Annotated in this window: 16 protein-coding genes and 2 pseudogenes; 11 read left to right on the top strand and 7 right to left on the bottom strand. The window is 64.6% G+C overall.

Features of this window, described 5'->3' with window-relative positions; genetic code table 11:
- The first annotated feature begins 233 nt into the window (after positions 1 to 233).
- The 5 genes from G6N45_RS00315 to G6N45_RS00295 all read left to right on the top strand — a co-directional run bounded on the left by G6N45_RS00315 (position 234) and on the right by G6N45_RS00295 (position 3,287).
- On the top strand, positions 234 to 1,382 hold the full coding sequence (locus tag G6N45_RS00315; RefSeq protein ID WP_163719715.1) for a serine hydrolase domain-containing protein: 1,149 nt from the start codon (positions 234 to 236) through the stop codon (positions 1,380 to 1,382).
- A gap of 36 nt (positions 1,383 to 1,418) precedes the next feature.
- Entirely contained in the window at positions 1,419 to 1,616 is a 198-nt protein-coding gene (locus G6N45_RS00310) for an antitoxin Phd (protein ID WP_163719713.1), read from the top strand.
- Positions 1,613 to 1,996, top strand: a complete 384-nt coding sequence (locus tag G6N45_RS00305) for a type II toxin-antitoxin system death-on-curing family toxin (protein ID WP_057151345.1) — start codon at positions 1,613 to 1,615, stop codon at positions 1,994 to 1,996. Before G6N45_RS00310 ends, G6N45_RS00305 begins: the two co-directional genes overlap by 4 nt.
- A gap of 211 nt (positions 1,997 to 2,207) precedes the next feature.
- Positions 2,208 to 2,588: a hypothetical protein gene (locus G6N45_RS00300; protein WP_163719711.1), complete on the top strand. Its 381-nt coding sequence runs from the start codon at positions 2,208 to 2,210 to the stop codon at positions 2,586 to 2,588.
- 93 nt (positions 2,589 to 2,681) lie between these two features.
- Positions 2,682 to 3,287, top strand: a complete 606-nt coding sequence (locus G6N45_RS00295; RefSeq protein WP_163719709.1) for an FHA domain-containing protein — start codon at positions 2,682 to 2,684, stop codon at positions 3,285 to 3,287.
- On the opposite strand, the gene G6N45_RS00290 is transcribed toward G6N45_RS00295, so the two are convergent.
- Complete coding sequence (locus G6N45_RS00290; RefSeq protein WP_163719707.1) at positions 3,280 to 6,204, bottom strand: serine/threonine-protein kinase; 2,925 nt, start codon at positions 6,202 to 6,204, stop codon at positions 3,280 to 3,282. The genes G6N45_RS00295 and G6N45_RS00290 overlap by 8 nt on opposite strands.
- 569 nt (positions 6,205 to 6,773) lie before the next feature.
- Here G6N45_RS00290 and G6N45_RS00285 point away from each other — a divergent pair.
- Positions 6,774 to 8,120 carry a hypothetical protein gene (locus tag G6N45_RS00285; protein WP_163719706.1) on the top strand — a complete coding sequence of 449 codons (1,347 nt, stop codon included), beginning with the start codon at positions 6,774 to 6,776 and terminating at the stop codon, positions 8,118 to 8,120.
- Positions 8,121 to 8,122: 2 nt separating this feature from the next.
- On the opposite strand, the gene G6N45_RS00280 is transcribed toward G6N45_RS00285, so the two are convergent.
- The 3 genes from G6N45_RS00280 to G6N45_RS00270 all read right to left on the bottom strand — a co-directional run bounded on the left by G6N45_RS00280 (position 8,123) and on the right by G6N45_RS00270 (position 10,771).
- The gene (locus G6N45_RS00280; protein ID WP_163719703.1) at positions 8,123 to 9,301 is read right to left on the bottom strand and encodes an SAM-dependent methyltransferase; all 1,179 of its coding nucleotides are present in this window, start codon (positions 9,299 to 9,301) and stop codon (positions 8,123 to 8,125) included.
- Positions 9,302 to 10,540: a DNA methyltransferase gene (locus tag G6N45_RS00275; RefSeq protein ID WP_163719701.1), complete on the bottom strand. Its 1,239-nt coding sequence runs from the start codon at positions 10,538 to 10,540 to the stop codon at positions 9,302 to 9,304.
- Positions 10,541 to 10,612: 72 nt separating this feature from the next.
- Positions 10,613 to 10,771: a hypothetical protein gene (locus tag G6N45_RS00270; protein ID WP_163719700.1), complete on the bottom strand. Its 159-nt coding sequence runs from the start codon at positions 10,769 to 10,771 to the stop codon at positions 10,613 to 10,615.
- Between the two features lie 140 nt (positions 10,772 to 10,911).
- On the opposite strand from G6N45_RS00270, the pseudogene G6N45_RS00265 reads away from it, so the two are divergent.
- Positions 10,912 to 11,995, top strand: a pseudogene (locus G6N45_RS00265) (IS110 family RNA-guided transposase).
- 674 nt (positions 11,996 to 12,669) lie between these two features.
- Here the strand turns inward: G6N45_RS00265 and G6N45_RS28220 are convergent.
- From G6N45_RS28220 to G6N45_RS28215, 3 genes and pseudogenes are all read right to left on the bottom strand, one after another.
- Entirely contained in the window at positions 12,670 to 13,149 is a 480-nt protein-coding gene (locus G6N45_RS28220) for an ADP-ribosylglycohydrolase family protein (RefSeq protein ID WP_264058525.1), read from the bottom strand.
- A 79-nt stretch (positions 13,150 to 13,228) separates the two neighbouring features.
- Positions 13,229 to 13,351: pseudogene (locus tag G6N45_RS28345) on the bottom strand (ADP-ribosylglycohydrolase family protein); the annotation flags it as partial.
- 73 nt (positions 13,352 to 13,424) lie between these two features.
- The gene (locus tag G6N45_RS28215) at positions 13,425 to 13,751 is read right to left on the bottom strand and encodes an ADP-ribosylglycohydrolase family protein (protein ID WP_264058521.1); all 327 of its coding nucleotides are present in this window, start codon (positions 13,749 to 13,751) and stop codon (positions 13,425 to 13,427) included.
- A 69-nt stretch (positions 13,752 to 13,820) separates the two neighbouring features.
- Between G6N45_RS28215 and G6N45_RS00255 the strand changes: the two genes are divergently transcribed.
- From G6N45_RS00255 to G6N45_RS27920, 4 genes are all read left to right on the top strand, one after another.
- On the top strand, positions 13,821 to 14,471 hold the full coding sequence (locus tag G6N45_RS00255) for an NUDIX hydrolase (RefSeq protein WP_163719698.1): 651 nt from the start codon (positions 13,821 to 13,823) through the stop codon (positions 14,469 to 14,471).
- Between the two features lie 132 nt (positions 14,472 to 14,603).
- On the top strand, positions 14,604 to 14,738 hold the full coding sequence (locus tag G6N45_RS28210; protein WP_264058518.1) for a hypothetical protein: 135 nt from the start codon (positions 14,604 to 14,606) through the stop codon (positions 14,736 to 14,738).
- Complete coding sequence (locus G6N45_RS00250) at positions 14,738 to 18,127, top strand: TM0106 family RecB-like putative nuclease (RefSeq protein WP_163719696.1); 3,390 nt, start codon at positions 14,738 to 14,740, stop codon at positions 18,125 to 18,127. Before G6N45_RS28210 ends, G6N45_RS00250 begins: the two co-directional genes overlap by 1 nt.
- A gap of 220 nt (positions 18,128 to 18,347) precedes the next feature.
- Positions 18,348 to 18,737 carry a hypothetical protein gene (locus G6N45_RS27920; protein WP_246228824.1) on the top strand — a complete coding sequence of 130 codons (390 nt, stop codon included), beginning with the start codon at positions 18,348 to 18,350 and terminating at the stop codon, positions 18,735 to 18,737.
- Positions 18,738 to 18,797 lie beyond the last annotated feature (60 nt).

Here is an 18,797-nt window from a genome sequence, read left to right as displayed (position 1 = left end):
CGACGGGTCTCGCCCCTAGAGGCGAAGGGCCTCGATGTCAGGGGCGAGTGCGATCACGGCTGCATGCTCGGTTCCACCGTCGCAGTGCTGAATAGTGGTCACCCAGTGGTGGTTTCGGCCGCAGCCCGCCCTGAACGCACGTGTGACGTGGTGAACCGCCCTTTTCCGTCGGTGTACCTATGGCCCCGTGCGATGATGGCTCGCATATCCGCGTGACAGCAGAGGAGCTGGGGATGGGGTTCGAGCGAGTCGACGACCTTCTGAACGGCGTGACCGCCGACGGGTCGCTGCACGGCGTCGCCGCGACGGTGGTCGGCCGCGACGGCGTGCTCTACGAGGGTGCGGCCGGAGAGGCGAAGCGCGACACGATGTTCCGCAACGCGTCGATGACGAAGGCCGTTGCGACGACCGCCGCACTTCAGCTGGTCGAGCAGGGGCGTGTCGACCTGGATGCGACGGTGGCGTCGATCGTGCCCGAGTTCGGCGAGCTCCAGGTGCTCGATCACATCGAAGGCCGTGAGCCGGTTCTGCGGGCACCCAAGGTGCAGGCGACCGTCCGGCAGCTGATGAACCACACGGCCGGGTGTGGCTACCACTTCCTCAACGAGAAGCTCTTCGCGTACTGCGCCGAGCACAACTTTCCCAATCCGCTCGAGGGCATCAAGCAGAGCCTCAGCGCGCCGCTGGTCCACGACCCCGGGACCGTCTGGGAGTACGGCGTCAGCACCGACTGGCTCGGCATGGTCGTCGAGGCCGTCAGCGGCCAGACGCTGGCCGACTACATCGCCGAACATGTCTACGGCCCGCTCGGCATGAGGGATTCGACGTTCGACCCGACCGACGAGCAGCGCGCGCGGTTGCTGCCCATCCGTTACCGCGCGCCGGACGGCAGCCTGACGGCAACCGACCTCGACCTGCCGGCCCAGCCGGAGTGGGACGCCGCCGGCCACGGGTCCTACGGGACGATCGCCGACTACGGACGTTTCGTGCGCGCCTGGCTCAACGGCGGCGTGCTCGACGGCACGCGCATCCTCAAAGAGGAGACCGTCGAGCTCGCATTGCGGGACCACCTCGACGGCGCGCCGCTGCCGAAGAAGATGGAGCCGGCCATCCCCGAGCTGACCAGGCCGGTCGAGTTGCTCGACGTGCCGCAGGGGTGGGGCCTCGGGTTCCACCTGTACCTGGTCGACCTGCCGGGCATGCGCAGCGCCGGCTCGGCCGACTGGTCGGGGCTGTTCAACAGCTTCTTCTGGATCGACCGCAAGGCGGGGATCGGCGCTGTGATCGCGACGCAGATCCTTCCGTTCTTCGACGAGAAGATGGTCGCGACGATCCTCGGCTTCGAGGCCGCGGTCTACGCGGAACTCGGCGCCGCGGTGTAGTACCACTTCTGGTACCGACTCCGGTACCATGCCACCATGCCGGCGTTGAACATCAATTTCACCGACGAGGAAATGGAACAGTTGCGCACGGCGGCGGCCGCAGGGGAGATGTCGCTGCGCGCGTTCGTGCAACGTGCCGCCCTCGACGCCGCCTCGGATCACAAGCGCCGCGTGCGCGAGGCTGCGCGGATCGTCGCCGAGCGCAGTGCAGAGCTCAACCGCCGCCTGGCGTGACCGAGTACCTGGACCGCGACGATGTCCTGGTCGCCGGAGCGGCGGCGGTGGGAATCGAAGTGCGGGTGGCCGACTACGGGCTTCTCGATGCGGCGGTGGCCCGACCGCAGGCCACCGCCTTCGGCATCGACGCTTATCCCGACCTGTTCACCAAGGCCGCGGCGCTGCTGCAGTCGTTGGCTCGCAACCACGCGTTGGTCGACGGGAACAAACGCACCGCCTGGGCTGCCGCGTGGACGTTCCTGTCCATCAACGGCACGCAGCTGGATCCGAACTTCGATGTCGACGACGCCGAGATCTTCATGAATGACGTTGCTGTGCAGGGAGATCTGGACATCCGCCGGGTAGCGGACAAGCTACAGAGTTACGCGGAGGCGTAGCCGCCCGTTCAGGCTGCGCTGGCGGCGCACATTTTGCCAATTTCGCCGCCGTGGGTGCAGCCTCAACGGAAGGACCCTTGCCTCAGGGATAGGAAACTCTTCCTATCCCGGCACTGGACTCTGGCTTGCCGGCGATTACGGCCGAGCCCTCTGAGCAGCAGTATTCCTCTTAACAGCAGAACAACCCAGCACCACCCGAGAGGAAGTCATCATGACCGCATCGACCACCCGCAAGGGCATCAAGTACACAGCCACCATCCTCGGCGCCTTCGCCGTCCTCGCGGTCGCCCCGGCCACCGCCTTCGCCACCGACAACGAGCCCGGCGGGGGAGGCGGTGGCGGCTGCACCTACACCGATGCCGATGGCTACAGCATTCCGATCGACAACGGGCAGGGCGTCTTCGTCGACGGCAAGATCGTCAGCTGCAAAGACGGCAAGATTACCGAGACCACCCAGCCCCTGCGCGGCGGCGGCGTCTTGCAGCCGACGGTGCCCAAGACCGGCGGCGTCTTCCAACCGACGGAGCCCGAGAGCGGCAGCGTCTTCCGTCCGCCGGTGATCAACCGCGCACCCGTCCTCGCCAAGCCCTGAACACCGCACCCGCTCGGCCCGTCACCCGCACTGGTGACGGGCCGAGTCGCATTCGCCGTCCATGAGCACGGTCGCTGAGACAGAATTGCTGGCATGTCTTCCCACCTGGAAGTCTTCACGCCGACCGGCCGGGAGCTCGTCCCGCTGGCCGGTCAACGCGTGACCCTCGGCAAGGCCTCGGGCAACGACGTGGCGCTCGAACACGACGCCACCGTGTCGCGACTGCACGCCGTCTTCGAAAACCTCGGCGCCGCATGGTCGGTCCGCGACATGGGCAGCCGCAACGGCACCTTCCTCAACGGTGAGAAGATCACCGCCGAACGTGTCCTGCACTCCGGCGACGAGGTACGCGTCGGGAAGTCCCGGTTGATCTTCTGGATGGTGCGCGAGTCCCGCGACGAGGAGACGGTCACCGCCCAGCCCGTCGACGCGCCGCCGCGGCTGACCCGGCGCGAATACGACGTGCTCGTGGTGTTGTGCCGGCCGCTGGTCTCCGACGACCCGTTTCCCGAACCAGCATCGGTCCGCGCGATGGCCGGCGAGCTCTATGTCACCGAGGCCGCCGTCAAACAGCACCTCCAGAACCTCTATGACAAGTTCGCCATCCCCACCGAGGGTGACCGGCGCGTCCGGCTGGCCAATGAGGCGCTGCGCCGCGGTGCGGTGACCCTGGCCCAGCTGCGCGACGGCGCTACGTGAAATCCAGCGCCTCGACCGTCGCCACCGGCCCTTCGTGGGTCGGCCGGTCGGCACCTCCGATGACGTAGACGGTGGAGCCGACCGCCGCGACCGCTTCACCGTGCACCGGTGTGTTGATCGGCGCCTGTCTGCTCCATGTGCGGTTGCCGATGTCGTACATCTCGACGGTGGGCAGCACCCGCGTCGGCTCCTCGCCGCCGACCACCACGATGCGGCCGTCGACCAACGCCGCGCCGAAACTGCCGCGCGCAGTCGGCATGTTCGGCAACTTCTCCCAGTTCCCGGACGCTGGGTCGAACCGTTCGAAGGCCGCCGAGTTGTCGTCGGCGCTGAGGAACCGGCCGCCAACCGTGTAGACGTACACCCCGTCGGAGACCGCCGCGAGATGCTCACGGGGAGTGGGCATATCGGCGGCCTGCGTCCATGACGTCCCGTCGAACACCTCGGTCTGGGGCACCAGCTGCTTGTCGTTCTGCCCGCCGACGACGACGAGCTTGTCGCCGACCACTGCCGCTGCCGACGCCGCCCGCGCGTGCTGCAGGCTCGGCAGCTCGACCCATGTGTTGTCGCGGAACGCGAACACCTTGTCCGACGCCTGCGTGATCGTGTCGGTGGCGCCGCCGATCACCACGACCTCGCCGCGGAAGGTGGCCGCCGCCGCGTGGTTCAGCGGGATGGGCAGCGACGGCTGCGGCTGCCACTGCTTCGTGCCGGGGTCGTAGGTCTCGACGGTCTGTAATGTCTCGCCGTCGCGGATGCCGCCGATGAGCCAGATCTTATTGTCGAGCACCGTGAATGCCGTCATCAAGCGCGGGGTCGGCGCGTCCGGCAGCGACCGCCACTGCGCCGCGGGCTGCGGCGTGCGCGCCGCAAGCTTCAGCGCCTCGGCGGAAGAGGTGGCCTGCCCGTCGCCGGCGCCGGTCGACCCGCCGATCGCGTACACCGACTTGCCGACGGCCGCCACGGCCACGCCGTGACGGGCGGTGCCCAGGTCCGGCAGGCCGGCCCAGGTTCCTGTCGTGAGGTCGAGCGCGGTCACCGTCGTGAGTGGCCGGCCGCCTGCGGTGCCGCCGACCGCCACCAATCTGCCGTCGGTGACCGCGACCCCGAAGTCGCTGCGCGGCTCAGGGAGTGGCGCCATGGCCGTCCAGGTGTCGGCGGCCGGGTCATACGCCTCGACGGTCGCCAGGTCCGTCCCGTTCGTGCCGCCGAGCGCGTAGATCAGCTTTCCGTCCGACGCGGCGGCCAGCAGCTGCCGCGGTGTCGGCATCGGGGCGCCCAGCGTCCAGCCGCTGCCGTCGAACACCTCGGTGGTGTCGAGCACCCGGCCGCCGGCGTCCACACCGCCGGTGACGACGATGCGGTCGCCCACCACGGCGGCCGCCGCCGCGGCGCGCGGCTGCAGCAGCGGCGGCAACGCCACCCAGCGACTGTTGACCACCCGCCACACCTGATCGGTCGCGACCTTGGTGTCGGCGCCCTCGTTGCGCCAGCCGCCGAGTACGACGGGGGTGTCCTGCCACGTCACCGACATCGCGCGTTGCACCGGAACGGGAAGGGGCTCGCCGCCCTTCCAGCTGTCGATCGCGGGGTCGTACCCCTCATGGGCGCCGCTGACGCGGTTGTCGGCGCCCATGCCGCCGAAGAGCCAGATGGTGCCGTCGGACTGCGTGGCAGCCGCCCCGTCGAGGGCCGAGCGTGCGTCGGAGATCGGCCGCCATCCGGGCTGCGCTTCGGCGGTTGGGGGTGCCGAGGTTGTCGTGCTGGTGGCGCTGGTGGTGTCTTTGGTGGCCGCGACGATGACGACAGCGCCGATCACCAGCAGCACTACGGCCGCCGCGGCGGCGAGGGCGATCAGGGTTTTCTTGCGGTTCTTGGGTGCGACGGGCGCCGGGGGAGGGGGAACCGACGGCGGGTTCGACGGGCTGTGGGCGAACATGTCGGGCGACGGGGGTGGCGGTGGCGCCGGAGGTACGGGTGGCATGACAGGCGGGTGGGAGGGTTCGGGAAACGGAAGTGCTTGTGTCCCTTCGGGCTCGGGGGGAGGGGCTGGCTCGCCGATCGCCATCGCGTCGGCGGTCAACCCGTTGTGTCGCTGAGCTTCCTGCAGGGCGCGGCCCATCTCGGCTGCCGATTGGAACCGGTTGGCCGGGTCGAGCGACATCGCCTTCTCGATCGCTGCGCAGACATCGGGTGGGATGCCGTGGTCGCGCAGGTCCGGCACGGGCTGGGAGGTGATGCGCAGGTAGTGGGCGATCAACTCCTCGTCGGTGTTGCGCTCGTGGGCGGCCTGGCCGGCAATCAATGCGTAGAGCGTGGCGCCGAGGGAGTAGACGTCGGCCTCGACCGTCGGAGGCTTACCGGTGAGCACCTCGGGCGCGGTGTAGGACAGCGTGCCGGTGAAGAACCCCGTCACCGTTTTGTAGCCGCCGACGATGCGGGCGGTGCCGAAATCGCTGAGCTGCGGGTCGCCGTAGTCGTTGACGAGCACGTTGGCGGGTTTGATGTCGCGATGCAACGTGCCTGTGCGGTGGGCGGTTTCGAGCGCACCGCACAGTTTGACACCGATGCGCAGGGCGTCGGGCCAGGGGATGCGGCCTTCGCGCCGCACCTGGTCGGCGAGCGAGCCTCGTGCGTGATAGGGCATGACGATGAAGGGCCGGTCCCGTTCGGTCATGCCGACCTGCAGGATGTTCACGATGTTCGGGTGGCCCGACAGGCCGCCCATCGCGTAACCCTCGCGGAGGAATCGTTCCTGGTCGTCCTGGTCCAGGTTGGACGCGAGCACTTTAATGGCGACGGTGCGCCCGAGTGACTGCTGGTGGCAGCGGTAGACGACGCCGCCTCCACCGCGGCCCACTTCGACGGCATCGACGAACCCGGCGGATGCCAGCTCGTAGGCAATTTCCCCCGCCATCGCCTCACGTCCTCCGGTGAAGTGCGAGTAGTGGGTTTTACGGTACCCACGTGGAGCTCCGGACGGGCGTGGATTGCGTTTCGCCGAGGTTGCCGATCGCGGCGGCTGTAAGCGGTTGCTGATTGTTCCTGGCTTCGATCGCGTTGGCGGGTCTGGAGCGTTTAACTCGGTGCGTCGCGCTCGCCGGGAGCCTCCACCACCACTTCGATGGTCGACCACGATCAGCGTCTTCGCAGCGCGGAAACAGCAGCCCAGGCAGACATCGGCAGCGACCTTGCTGCTGGCCAGGAGGGTCCGGCCAATGTCGCACCTCGCAGCTGTAGCTCGCCGGTGGACAGGCCATAGAGGGGCCATACCTCGGTGGCGCGGTCGGACAACTTGGCCGGGATGCCACAGGGGCCTCCGAGGCGACGGTAAAGTCGTGCACGCTGGACCACTCACGGCAAATTTGCGGTGATCCCACATGATATCTAAGCCCGATCAATCATCGTTTGCGACGGCGTAGGGCAGTGGTGGGAGCTGCACTTGCACGCGTCGTGGGGGTGCCTTTAGCGGTTGGAGGGTGAAGCGTGGCCGATAGCCGAAAGCTCGCGGGCAAAACAGAATGGGCAGGACGCCGGCGTCCCGTTACCCGGCGAGCAGGTTTTAATGCGAATGCGCGCGTCAGGCTCGATACGGCCGAAGCAGATGGCTACCTGCTTCAAGCAGGGCAGCGGTTGGCAATTACTTTCTCAGTGCCAGAATCCGACGAGCGCGAATGGGCGGGCTTCGGAGGATGGTTTCAAGCCGACAAGCACGTAGACGTAACGCTGGAATATCCGGGAAAGTACATGCTGACGCGTTTTGCTGCTCCTCATTGGAATAAGATCGGATCACTCAAAGTGGGTGCGGATGGGGGCTGCGATGCCGTCCTGATTTTCGCCGCGGCCCAGGAAGCCAGCGTGTACGTATATGCGCTTGAGGCGGGGGGCGTTCAGCATGACTACCTCGATAGCGCCAAGGACAGCCTTCGCGGCAATATGTGGCAATTCGCACCTGAAGCGAACTTCTACGATGCCGGACGTCCTGGTTCTGTGCTCGTGGATGATGCAGGCATCGAGCGAATTCCAGGCAAATTAATCGACCTTAAGTCGTGCAACCGGTGCAGTCGGTATCTGCCGGTCAACCTCCGCGATGAGCGGGCAACTTTAAGCTTTAGCAATCATTGCGTGGCGGAACACCGTCGTCCCTGCCGCCACGCATCCTTTGGTCGCATCGCTGTGCAGGGCGCGGCGGAGGTTAAACTCCTCGAGTACGGCTTTCAATTGGAGTGTCGATTCTGCAAGAAATTCGAGGTGAATGCCGCTCATAACCCACAGCGTACGGCTGGCCAAATGAAGGAGGATGGTGCCCGGCGGCGCCACCTCGAACTCCTTCTTGAGTACCTCTACGGGGGCAGTCCTCAACTTCGCTATAAGAACGAGACCGGACGTGACCTAGCGCGCGACATTTACGATAAGTTCGACGGACGTTGTTTCAAGTGTGGCGTTCAGCTTGAAACAGTGAAGAAGATGCACCTAGACCACACGCGTCCGCTCGCGATGCTCTGGCCCCTGGACGCGACGGCAACTGCACTCTGCAAAGAGCACAACACCGAAAAACGTGATCGATCACCAGCTAACTTCTACAGCGAGGTTGAACTTGAGCTACTCGCTGCCATCACTGGTGTGCCGTTAGAGCAGCTCCAAGATCCGAGCCCAAACATCGCGGCTGTCGAGCGGCTTGGAGCAGACCTTGCGTGGTTTCAAACAGTCTTTCTCAATCTGCCACAGCTGCAAAAGAAGCACGATGGCAAGCTGACCGCTGACCTGGTGGTTAAGGCTCTGCAGAAGGTGCTTGCTGCCTGTCCAGGTGGCGCGCCCTTCGAGCTGAAGTGAACTCAGCCCCTCGAAGTTGCGAAGATGTACCAATGCGCGACTGTCGACCCTTTGTCGCGGAGACCGTGGCTCTCCGTATCCGTCACTGATTCACGCCCGGCGAAGCAGATATCGAAATGCTCCGAAAGTAAGGGCTGGATCGAGGTGGCCATATTGACAGTCGCCGTTTCGCCGAGGTGCATTATCAGGAGTCCACCTGGCTTCAGGACGCGGGACATTGACTCCGCAAATTCGCCGTAGGCTCCAAAGTGGTCCTTCTGCTCGACTTCGAGGAACTTTTTAGGCTCGGTCTTGAAATCGGCCGGGTCCCAACCGGCAAACCACAACCGCATCCAGTTGCTGGTCCAAAATCGAATACTTTTAGAGAACGGCGGTGACGTCATGACGGCATCAACCGGCTCATCCAGTCCAAGATTTCGAAAGTCGGACAAGTAAGCTCGCCCAGCCGAGCCATGAAGCTCAAGCGCATTCAAGTGCGGCAATATCCTTTCTAAACGCTTGCGCAAGGCGTCCACCACCGGTCGGTAGACAGCGGGTCCCGTCGGTGCGAATGGCGTCACTGGGTGCGATCTGCGGGACAGTGCATATGGGCGGTTGCCATGGAGTATGTGCAGAAGGCTGCTCTTTATTACATCTCGCGCCGAGTCTGGAACATGAATCTGTGCGTTCAGGAAATATTGCCGTGCAAGCAAAATCTCTCGCAAGGTGTCCTCATGAAAGTAGGCCGAAATCGGGCCGTTAAGCCCGAAGGCCGCGGTTCTGATGTCTGGCTCTTGTTCGGGATCCTTGAGGTACACCTCGAGATCGTGGAGTCCTCGCCATACGTCGGCATTGCTGAATATTTCGAGCTTGGCGCGTGAGACGGCGTCAGCCAAGGGGCTCAGATCAGAGGCTATGCCAACCCGCCCAAGCCGGCGCGCTTCAAGTGGGATAGTGCCGACGCCGGACATCGGATCTAGCACCCGATGTCCTGGTTCGGTAAACCACTGAACTAGGAAATGCGCGATTGACGGCTTAAGCTTGCCCTGGTACGAGCACAGCGAATGCAACGGACCGCCCCAGTTGCGCTTGCTGAATTCAGCTTCGCGATATGGAGCGATCTCGCAGAACTGCTGTGCTCGGGCCGCTATAGAGTCACCTTTATTCGGCTGCTGAAAAAGATCGAATAGTGTCGTGCTCATTCAGACAGCCTCAAAATGCATAAGAACCTGTGTAAGCTGAGAGCCGTCGTAGGAGCGACGAGTGCGCAGTACTTCTTCATCTAAGAATCGCCAACCTTCGGCCTCCGCTATCTGTCGAAGGATCGTGTGAGTCGGAACATGAATGCTGCAATAGCGGCTGTCGCCAATGTCGAAGTACATACGAGCCCCGTCTACCGCATAGCGGCGAACTTGCGCGAGTGCATCGCTCATATCCGAAAAGTAAGTCCGCACTAAGGTCGGAATCCGCATATCATAAGCGACTTGATCGAGTTGCTGAGCCACTGATTCCACGCAATCGATGATCTTAGGCTGACTTCGCCGCTTCGAAACGTTGTTTATACCCGCAGAAATCATCGAGACACGCAAGTTCATAAGTTCACGCTCGCTCGCGATGAAACCCAATGCCAACAGCTCGAGTTTAGTATTTCGGCAGTAGTTCGTGCCGTTTAGATAAGGCGGAGAAGTGACGACCACTGAAACACGTGGATCTTCGGTCCACGTGTCCCTAACATCGCCGGCGATTTGCTTTACTGATCCTTTGATTGCTCGCGCGCTTCCGTCGATGTCCTGCCCAAAGTTGCGAAGACGTTCGGCGACCGTGGCGATCAGACTATTAGGAGCGGGGTCACTGGCAACGCGCTTGCGCAAATCCGTGCGGCGCACCATGTTACTTGCTGGCACGAGAGAGCTTCCAAGCGCTAGTCTTGCAACTTCGCGAGCACCGCCTGACAGAACCTTCTCAATGACTGCGTGTATGGAGACTGCTTGCTCACCGACCCCGGGTGGAAAGTAACCTCGGCGACGGTCGGCAACTAGCAGCGGATGGTTTTCGTCGGCGGGAGGTAGATTTCCCGATAGCTCATCCGCCAGTGCCCGAAGTTCGTCGGTAGTCCCCTCCGCGGCTACACGACGTGACTGATTAACTTTCACATCGGCGACCCATGCCATGTAGGGATTGACTTCAGCGAAAACCGAATCGCGTCCAAGCATCGCCGCCGCCAGCGCCGTGGTCCCTGAGCCGCCGAATGGATCGAGGACTGTCCCATCTGCCGTCTGTTCGATGAGAGCTCGCTCGACGAGGTCAGCGCTATACCCTTCCACGAATGGATACCAGCGATGAAAAGGCCGCGCCATGTTGGCGCCAAATACGCCGAGACCGTTCGGCCGATCGATGCCGACCCTGCGGCGGACTGGTGAGGGTGGAGTGGTTGGCGCCATGGTGAGAACCTACGGGATCGGGCTGACAATCGGCGGTTGCCGCACGGCACTAGGAGATCGTGACTACTCGCGTCAAGTCACCCACGAAGACGGCCTGGCGACGAGGGGGCGATACTCACCGGATTCGTCTGTACGCTGGTAGCTCAGCGCAGTGATCAAATCTTCCAGCTTGTCGGCGTATCCGTAGACATCGCCGATGGCGTCGTAATCCTCCGCGATCGAATCAGCCACCGTTGCCTTCTCGTATCGAGCTAGACGGTATGGGGGCTGACTCGGGGCCGAAGGCCTCGGGCTGCAATCGGACGTGGGTTGCTGGTGACGAGTGAACACTCGTACCAGTAGAGCCACAGTTGCAGATCAGGAGGCCTCCGGTGAGTTTCAACGGTACGAGTGTGGGATTGGATGTGCTCGCGCTTTCGGTGGTTGCGCATGCCGTCGACGAGGAGACGGGTCACGTCGAACGGGCACGGTTGTGTCCCGATCACAGCGAGATCCTCGACTGGTTGCATCGGCTGCGTGGGCCGGTGCGGGTGGCTTACGAGGCGGGGCCGACGGGGTTCGGCCTGGCAAGGGCGCTGATTGATGCTCAGATCGACTGCGTGGTGGCCGCACCGTCGAAGCTGGTCCGCCCTGGCCGGGGATCGGGTCAAGACCGATGCCCGCGACGCCGCGCATCTGACCCGGCTGCTGCGATTGGGCGAGATCACCGCGGTCACGGTGCCCGACGCAGAAGTGGAAGCGGTGCGGGATCTGGTCCGCGCTCGTGAAGACGCCCGCGCCGATCTGATGCGCGTGCGGCACCGGCTCTCGAAACTGCTGTTGCGTCAGGGCCGGGTGTACTCCGGTGGTCGAGCCTGGACCACCGTGCACGAGACCTGGCTTCGACGCCAACGGTTCGACGATCCCCACACCACGGCCGCCTTCGATCACCACTTCGACGCGGTGCTCTCCACGACCGCGGCCAGGGATCGTCTTGACGAACAGATCCTCACGGTCGCGGCCTCGCCGCGATGGGCCGATCCGGTCGACCGACTGGGCTGCTTGCGAGGCGTCTCAGCGTTGACCGGTCTGGCGTTGACCGTGGAGATCAGCGACTGGACACGCTTCACCGGATCCTCGATCGGCGCCTACGTCGGATTGGTGCCCACCGAGTACTCCTCGGGGTCCTCGCGGGTGCAGGGTTCGATCACCAAGGCCGGTAATGCCCACGTCCGGAGGCTGTTGATCGAATCGGCCTGGCACCACCGGGCGGTCTACCGCAATCCCGGGCCGACGATGCGAGCCCGCTGGGCCAAGGTCGACCCAGCGCTCAAGGATCGCGGGCATGCCGGCAACCGACGCCTGCACCAGCAGTGGTGTCGGTTCAACGAACGCAAGAAACCGCACGTAGTGGCCAACGTCGCGATCGCCCGCGAGCTGGCCGGCTGGTGCTGGTCACTAGCCACGCTGACGTAGCGGGGCGATCACCCGAACTTGATCGAAACCTGCCGGTCGACGGCGAGGTAAGCGAACTGGATCTGCGTTACAGCTATGAGCAACAACAGCATTGACCGGATACTGATGTGACGCCCGTTTCTAGAGAGCAGCCACCGTTCGCGCCGAACCATCGTCTTGCGGTACCCAACCCGCGCATATCAGTCTGACACCACCGTCGTTGACCAACGACCGCCGAAGCACCGACTGGGCGCCGATCAAACGAGAGCCGCCCCGGCCACAGAACCGGGGCGGCTTTCACCTGACCCTTGACAAACAGTCCCTACATATCAGCTGTCACGCCGGATGCGGCCTGAACACCCAATCTGCGCAACACTTCTCGAGACGCGGAATTGGGCGAAGCGTCCGGCAGGACGTCAGTCACCGCTCGCATCACCCCGTCGGTCGTGACGCCTCGCAGCCGTGCGCCGTACAGCGCAGCGACGCTGAGCGTCGGACTGTGCGCCTCTCCGCAGTGCACCAGTACGGACTTGCGTCCTCGCGGAACCGCTTGACCGCCTTCACCGGCTCCATCAGGACGAAGCCCAGGTGCGGATCCTCGTCGGCATAGCGACGTCGATCAACCGCACCTCGAAGTGCGGGATGTCGCGACGAACGGCGTCATTCGCCGATCCTGCACAGCGACACCACTGCATCTACCCCGTCGGCAGACTGTGCGACGCGCCGATCCCACCCAGCAGCACCTTCTCGTCATACGGGTGCGCCACCAGCGCGCCAACCCGGTACCCCGGATACCGCGGGTCGAAGGTGTCCGGCTTTCCGCGGCGGGCGATCGAGCGGGCCATGCTCGTCAGCTCGCGTGCCGACATGCCGGGCCAGCCGTGCAGCAGAGCGCGCCACTGTAGCGGCACCGCCGACGCGCCATGGGCGGCGCCGAGCAGCCCGCCGGCGATCGCGGCGACCGTGTCGGTGTCGAACCCGGCGCGCACCGCCGCGTCCAGCGACAACCGCAGATGATCGGCACGGCACACACCGGCCGCGGGATCGTCCTCGGGCACGGGCGTCGTCGCGATCGCCGACCACGCGGCCTGCAGCGCCGTCACCACCCAGCCGTTGTTTGGGAAGTCCGCCGGCCGCGCGACCTCGGCGACGTCCAGACTGCGCCCACACCGCACGACGCTCGAAGTCCAGAGGGCGCAATCCGACGCGAACGTCGAGCTCCCCGGTCAGCACGGCATGGCGAATCGCGCTGCACCACAACACGCACGCATCGCCGGCATCGGGGTCGTAATGAGTGAGCCCGCTGATGGCCCGCGCCGCCGCCGCGAAGGCTGCCTCGTCATCGAGGTACGCCAGCGCGACCGGAGCGGTCCGCATCAGCGGACCGTTGCCCGCGCTGCGCCCGGTCCACTGGTCAGCTTCGCTGACGCCGTGCGCGCAAGCTGCGCGGTTATCGCACCGTCTGTCGTTGCCGAGTGCAGCACCGAGCTGGTCTAGATCCAACGTCTTTGGCCACGCGGGACCACTCACGCCAGCGCGAGACAATCGCGTCCTGCGCCGCGTCGTCCCGCAGGTCCGCACCCGTGGCGGCCACCTCGGCGATGGCGATGGCCATCGCGGTGTCGTCGGTCCACCCGCCGGCTTCCCATGGGCTGCCGCCGGCCATCACCACGTCGAGCTCGGGCCCGCGCGGCGGCTGGAACTCGTACGGCGCGCCCAGTTCATCGCCTGCCGCTGTCGCCAGCACCCCTTCGATCCGGTCATCCCGTGATGCCATGCCAACCACCCCCGTATCAAATTAGAGCGAATCTGCGCTAATAAGGTCACTGTACGCGATGGCCCTGACATGAGTGCCCGTGAGTACCGAGACAGCAGCGGACGCGCGCTGACCGACTACCCCCGACCGTCGGTGGCAGTCGACACCGCCGTGCTCACCCTCGACGACGACCTCGGCCTGGTGGTCCTGCAGGTGCGACGCGAAACCCGCCGTCGCTGGGGTCTTCCGGGAACCTTCCTGCACGAGGGCGAGAGGTTCGCCGACGCGGTCGACCGCTCACTGTGGACCAAGGCCCACGTGCGGGGCCTGCACCCCCGGCAGCTGCACGTGTTCGACGACCCCGGCCGCGACGACCGCGGCTGGGTGCTGTCGGTCGCCCATGTCGACGTCGTGCGACTCGATCGGCTGGAGAACCGGCTTCCCGAGACCACCCGGTTGATGCCGGTGCACAGCCCGGGCCGGCTGCCCTACGACCACACCGACATCATCGCCCGCGCTGTCGACCATGTGCGTACCCGTTATGCCGAGTGCCCCGACCCGGACAACCTACTCGGCGAGGAGTTTACGATCCGCGACCTGTGGCTGGTGCACCAGCAGGTCGCTGGGCGCGAGCTGCAACGAGACTGGTTCCGCCGCACGATGGAACCCCAGCTCGTCGCGGCCGGCATCCTCACGCGCCGCGGTCGGGGCCGCCCGGCCGCACTGTTCCGCCGGACTTAGCCGGCAGCGTCGGGGCAGATTGGCACCTCTGCCGCGTCAGCTACAGCTTCGAACGCGGCAAATCTCCCTTTTGCGACTGATGTCGGCCGGGCTGGCTACCATCGAACTGACAGACTGGGGAGGTATGTCATCGTGACCGTCACTGTTGCCGGGGTGCTGCATCAGGCCAGGGGAATCGAACGCCGGGTGCGGACGGGTGTTGCCGATGACGCCGCGCCCGAGAAGCGAGACAGAGTCGGCCCGGCGAACGGCGCGGAGTTGTACTGATGACCGAAGCATCCGCGCCGGAACGCCTGCTGACTCCGTCCAAGGTGACGGCGTGGCTGGACTGCCCGCACTATCTGAGCCTGTCCGCGCGGAACGATGACGGCACGATGCCGCGGCCGGAATCGCGGTTCGGATCATTCGCCGAGCTGCTGGTCAAGAAGGGTCTGACCCACGAGCAGGACTGTCTTGCCGACTACCGGCATCAAGGTAGGTCGGTCCTGGAGGTGCCGCAGAAAGTCGAGGGACAGAGCTTCTCGTCGTGGGTGGCGAGCGTCGGGAACCCACTGGACGGTGAGAATGACGTCGTCTACCAGATGCCGTTCGTCCACAGCGGGATTCGTGGTGTCGCCGACTTCGTGGTGCGGGTGCAGGATCCGGAAACCGGGGAAGTGAGCTATGAACCGGTTGACGCCAAGCTCACCCGCACCGAAGCCAAGCCCGGCCACGTGCTGCAGTTGTGTTTCTATGCCGATGCCATCGAAGCGTTGACCGGTCGGCGTCCGGAGCACGTGCACATCTCGTTGGGATCGGGGCGCATGGAGCAGCTGCGCGTTGACGATTTCCAGCCGTACTGGCGTCGAATGCAAGGGCAACTCGCGTTGGCACTGGCTGGGGGACCGGAGGACGGCACGGTCGCCGAGCCCTGCGTGCACTGTGAGTTCTGCGAATTCAAGCCCACGTGTGAGATGCAATGGCGCGAAGACGACTCGCTGATTTACCTGGCCGGCATCCGTAAACCCGACAGGACCGCGTTGGTCGAGGCGGACATTGCCACCCTAACCGCTCTAGCCACTGGCGACGGGCCCGTGGACGGTCTGGCACCCGACCGTCTGACCCGACTCCGCAGGCAGGCGGCACTGCAGCTCGCCGCGCGGCAGACCTCCGAAGGTCCACCGCCGTTCGAACTGATCGAACCGGGCGAAGCTCCCTGGGGGCGTGGATTTGAGTCGCTCCCGCAACCCGACGACGGTGATGTCTTCCTCGACTTCGAGGGCCATCCCTTCTGGCGCGCCGACACTGGGTTGTTCTTCCTGTTCGGTCTCGTGGAACAATTGGGCGGCCAGTGGCAGTACCGCTGCTGGTGGGCACACGACCCGTCCCAGGAGGCCGCTTCGATCGACGAGTTGGTCGACTATCTCGCCCGTCGGCGCGAGCAGTTCCCCGGCATGCACGTCTACCACTACAACCACACCGAACGGTCAGCACTGCAGCGGATGGCCGAAACCCACGGTGTCGCAGAGCTTGCGCTGGCCGAGCTCATTGACACCGGCGCATTTGTCGACCTGCTGCTTGTGGCGCGTAACAGCATTCAAGTCGGAACCGAGTCCTACGGTCTGAAGCACCTAGAGCGGCTCACCGACTTCGAACGTCGTCATGAGATCGATCAGGGTGCTGGAGCCGTCGTCCGGTACGAGCGTTACATGGCCGAGCCCAACCAGATTGATCTCGACGCTATCGCCGCCTACAACGAAGATGACGTGCGGGCCACTCTCGCGCTGCGGGACTGGCTGGTCGACCACCGCCCACCCGAGATGCCTTGGCGACCGGCCATCACCGAACCCGACGCTGAATTGCCGGAACTCGACGAAACCATTGCCAGGCTGCACGAGTCTCCTTCTAGCACAGACGAACACAACTTGGGCGATCTGCTTTGCTACTGGCGTGACGAATGGTTCGCCTACCTCGCGCCCAAGAAGGTCAAACAGGCCGCGGACCCGCTGGACCTTCTCGATGATCCCGAGACGATTGCCGCCCTGAGCGTCGTCGGCCCGATCGAACGCACCGGCAAGAACGACAAGGTGCTGACACCGGCGATGCGATTCGTCTACCCCCGGCAGGACCTCGACCGGTTCACCCAGAGCAGCGGGACAGTCATGTTCGCTACTCCCGCGGGTGAACGCCTGTACGCCAACATCGTCGAGTTGAATCGCAGCACGGGGACCCTCGACCTCCTGTGGAACCAGCAGCTTCGGGAGGCTGGCTGTCTTCCCCGGGCGGTCGTCCTGCACGACTGGGTGGACGCGACGCTGAAGTTTGAGGCGCTGCGGGATTTCGCCGCCGACCTGCTCGACGGCCGCGCTCATCACCCGGTCACGCTAGGGCTGCTGCGACGTGACCTTCCGTGTCTTACCGACGGCCGATCTGGCCGAGTGTTCGCCGACGATCTCGACGACATGACGTCATGGGTTACTCAACTCGATCGCAGCTTCGTCGCCGTGCAGGGCCCACCCGGCACCGGAAAGACCTACCGCGCAGCGCGGTTGATTCGGGCATTGGTGCGGGCCGGCCAACGGGTGGGCATCACCGCCCTCAGCCATCACGCGATTGCCAATCTCCTCAAGGGTGTCGTAGAAGCTTTCACAGAGGCAGGCGAACTTGACTTGTTACGCGCGGTCTGCAACGCGGGTACGAGCTCGGTGGTACGACTGCAGGACGTCACATACGGAGACAACAAGAAATGCGCCCGCGACGGATTCAACGTGGTGGCCGGAACCACCTGGCTTTTCTCCAGCCAGCTCATGCGGGACGCTCCAGTGGATGTGTTGTTGGTCGATGAGGCCGGTCAGTTGGCTCTCGCCGATGCGCTGGCAGCGTCGGGTTCGGCCCACAGTCTGGTGCTGCTGGGCGATCCGCTGCAGCTGCCTCAGGTGGCCCGGGCCAGCCATCCCGGCATCTCGGGGCGCAGCGTTCTGGACCACATTGTGGGCGAGGAAGTCCTCCTGCCGCCAGACCGCGGCGTCTTCCTAGAGCAGACCCGACGGATGCATCCAGACGTCTGCGAGTTCATCTCCAGGCAGATCTACGACGGCCGTCTGCACAGCCACCCTGACTGTGCACAACAGTCGACAGCGGCGGGAACCGGGCTGCGATGGCTGCGCGTGGATCACGAGGACAACCGCAAGTGGTCGGGAGAGGAGGCTGACGCGATCGCCGAGGAGATATCCCGGCTGATCGGCACACCGTGGACGAATCATGTGGGCGGGAAAAAGGACCTGCAGTCAAGCGATTTCATGGTTGTCGCGCCGTACAACCTTCAGGTCAACACCATCAGGACGCGACTTCAAGCGGTCGCAGGACTTTCGGACGTCCCAGTGGGGACAGTGGACAAATTCCAGGGCCGCGAAGCGGCGGTGGTTTTCTTCAGCATGGCGACCTCCAGCGGCGACGATATGACACGCGGAGTGGAGTTCCTGTTTTCGCGCAACCGCCTCAACGTCGCGGTGAGCCGGGCCCGCTGCCTGGCTTACCTGGTCTGCACCAACGCGCTGTTGGATACCCGGGCGCGCACGGTTGAAGACATGCGGCTCATCTCGACACTCAACGCGTTTGTCGACACCGCGGCGCGACAGACCGAGGCTGCAGAAGCTTATCCCCATCAGGAGGCGTGACATGAGTACCGACGGCAGCCCGCCGCCGGTGCGTCGAATGGGATCTTTTCTCACTGGCGCTGGTGTGGGATGCGAGGTCAAGGGCGATCATGGCGGGCGCCGATCGGCTTGAATCGCTCACCGGGCCGGATCGATCAAATCACTGTCAGAGCTGAGCCAACGGGTCAGTGCCCTGGCTCACGGCCTCGACGACGGCTGGCTTGTGGCCACGGCATTCTTTATGGCCGATGACCTGTACAAGTCCTGTTTCTACGACTTCCACTGGTCTTCCGCTGTTGGACAATACATTTCGGCCAGCGCCGGGAACTTGATACGGGAATTGACCCGACGCGGATACGTCCTGCACTACGTCGTCGACAACACACAACCCGCAGCCAGAGTGCTCGACGTCCTCGCCGTGGTGTCTGCGGTCTTCCAAGCGGCGGGCCTCATGGTGACCGGGCCTGTGTTGATGGCGATCGAACTCATGAAGCGGGACAACAACCAGTCGCGGGATGCCGCCGCGTTGGCGGAATATCGCAACGAGGGCCACTTCGTCGCCGACAAACTGGTCGAGCGTTGCCACCTTCGAGCGCCGCCACTCGGTCTATCTGAACATCGACCTCGATGACGACACCCCGGGGTTCGCCCTCGATGTGGCGTTGTCGCAGACCAACGCGCCGCGCACTGT

Source organism: Mycolicibacterium psychrotolerans (genome assembly GCF_010729305.1).
In the GTDB taxonomy this organism is placed as follows: domain Bacteria; phylum Actinomycetota; class Actinomycetes; order Mycobacteriales; family Mycobacteriaceae; genus Mycobacterium; species Mycobacterium psychrotolerans.
This window is presented reverse-complemented; position numbering and strand designations above follow the sequence as displayed.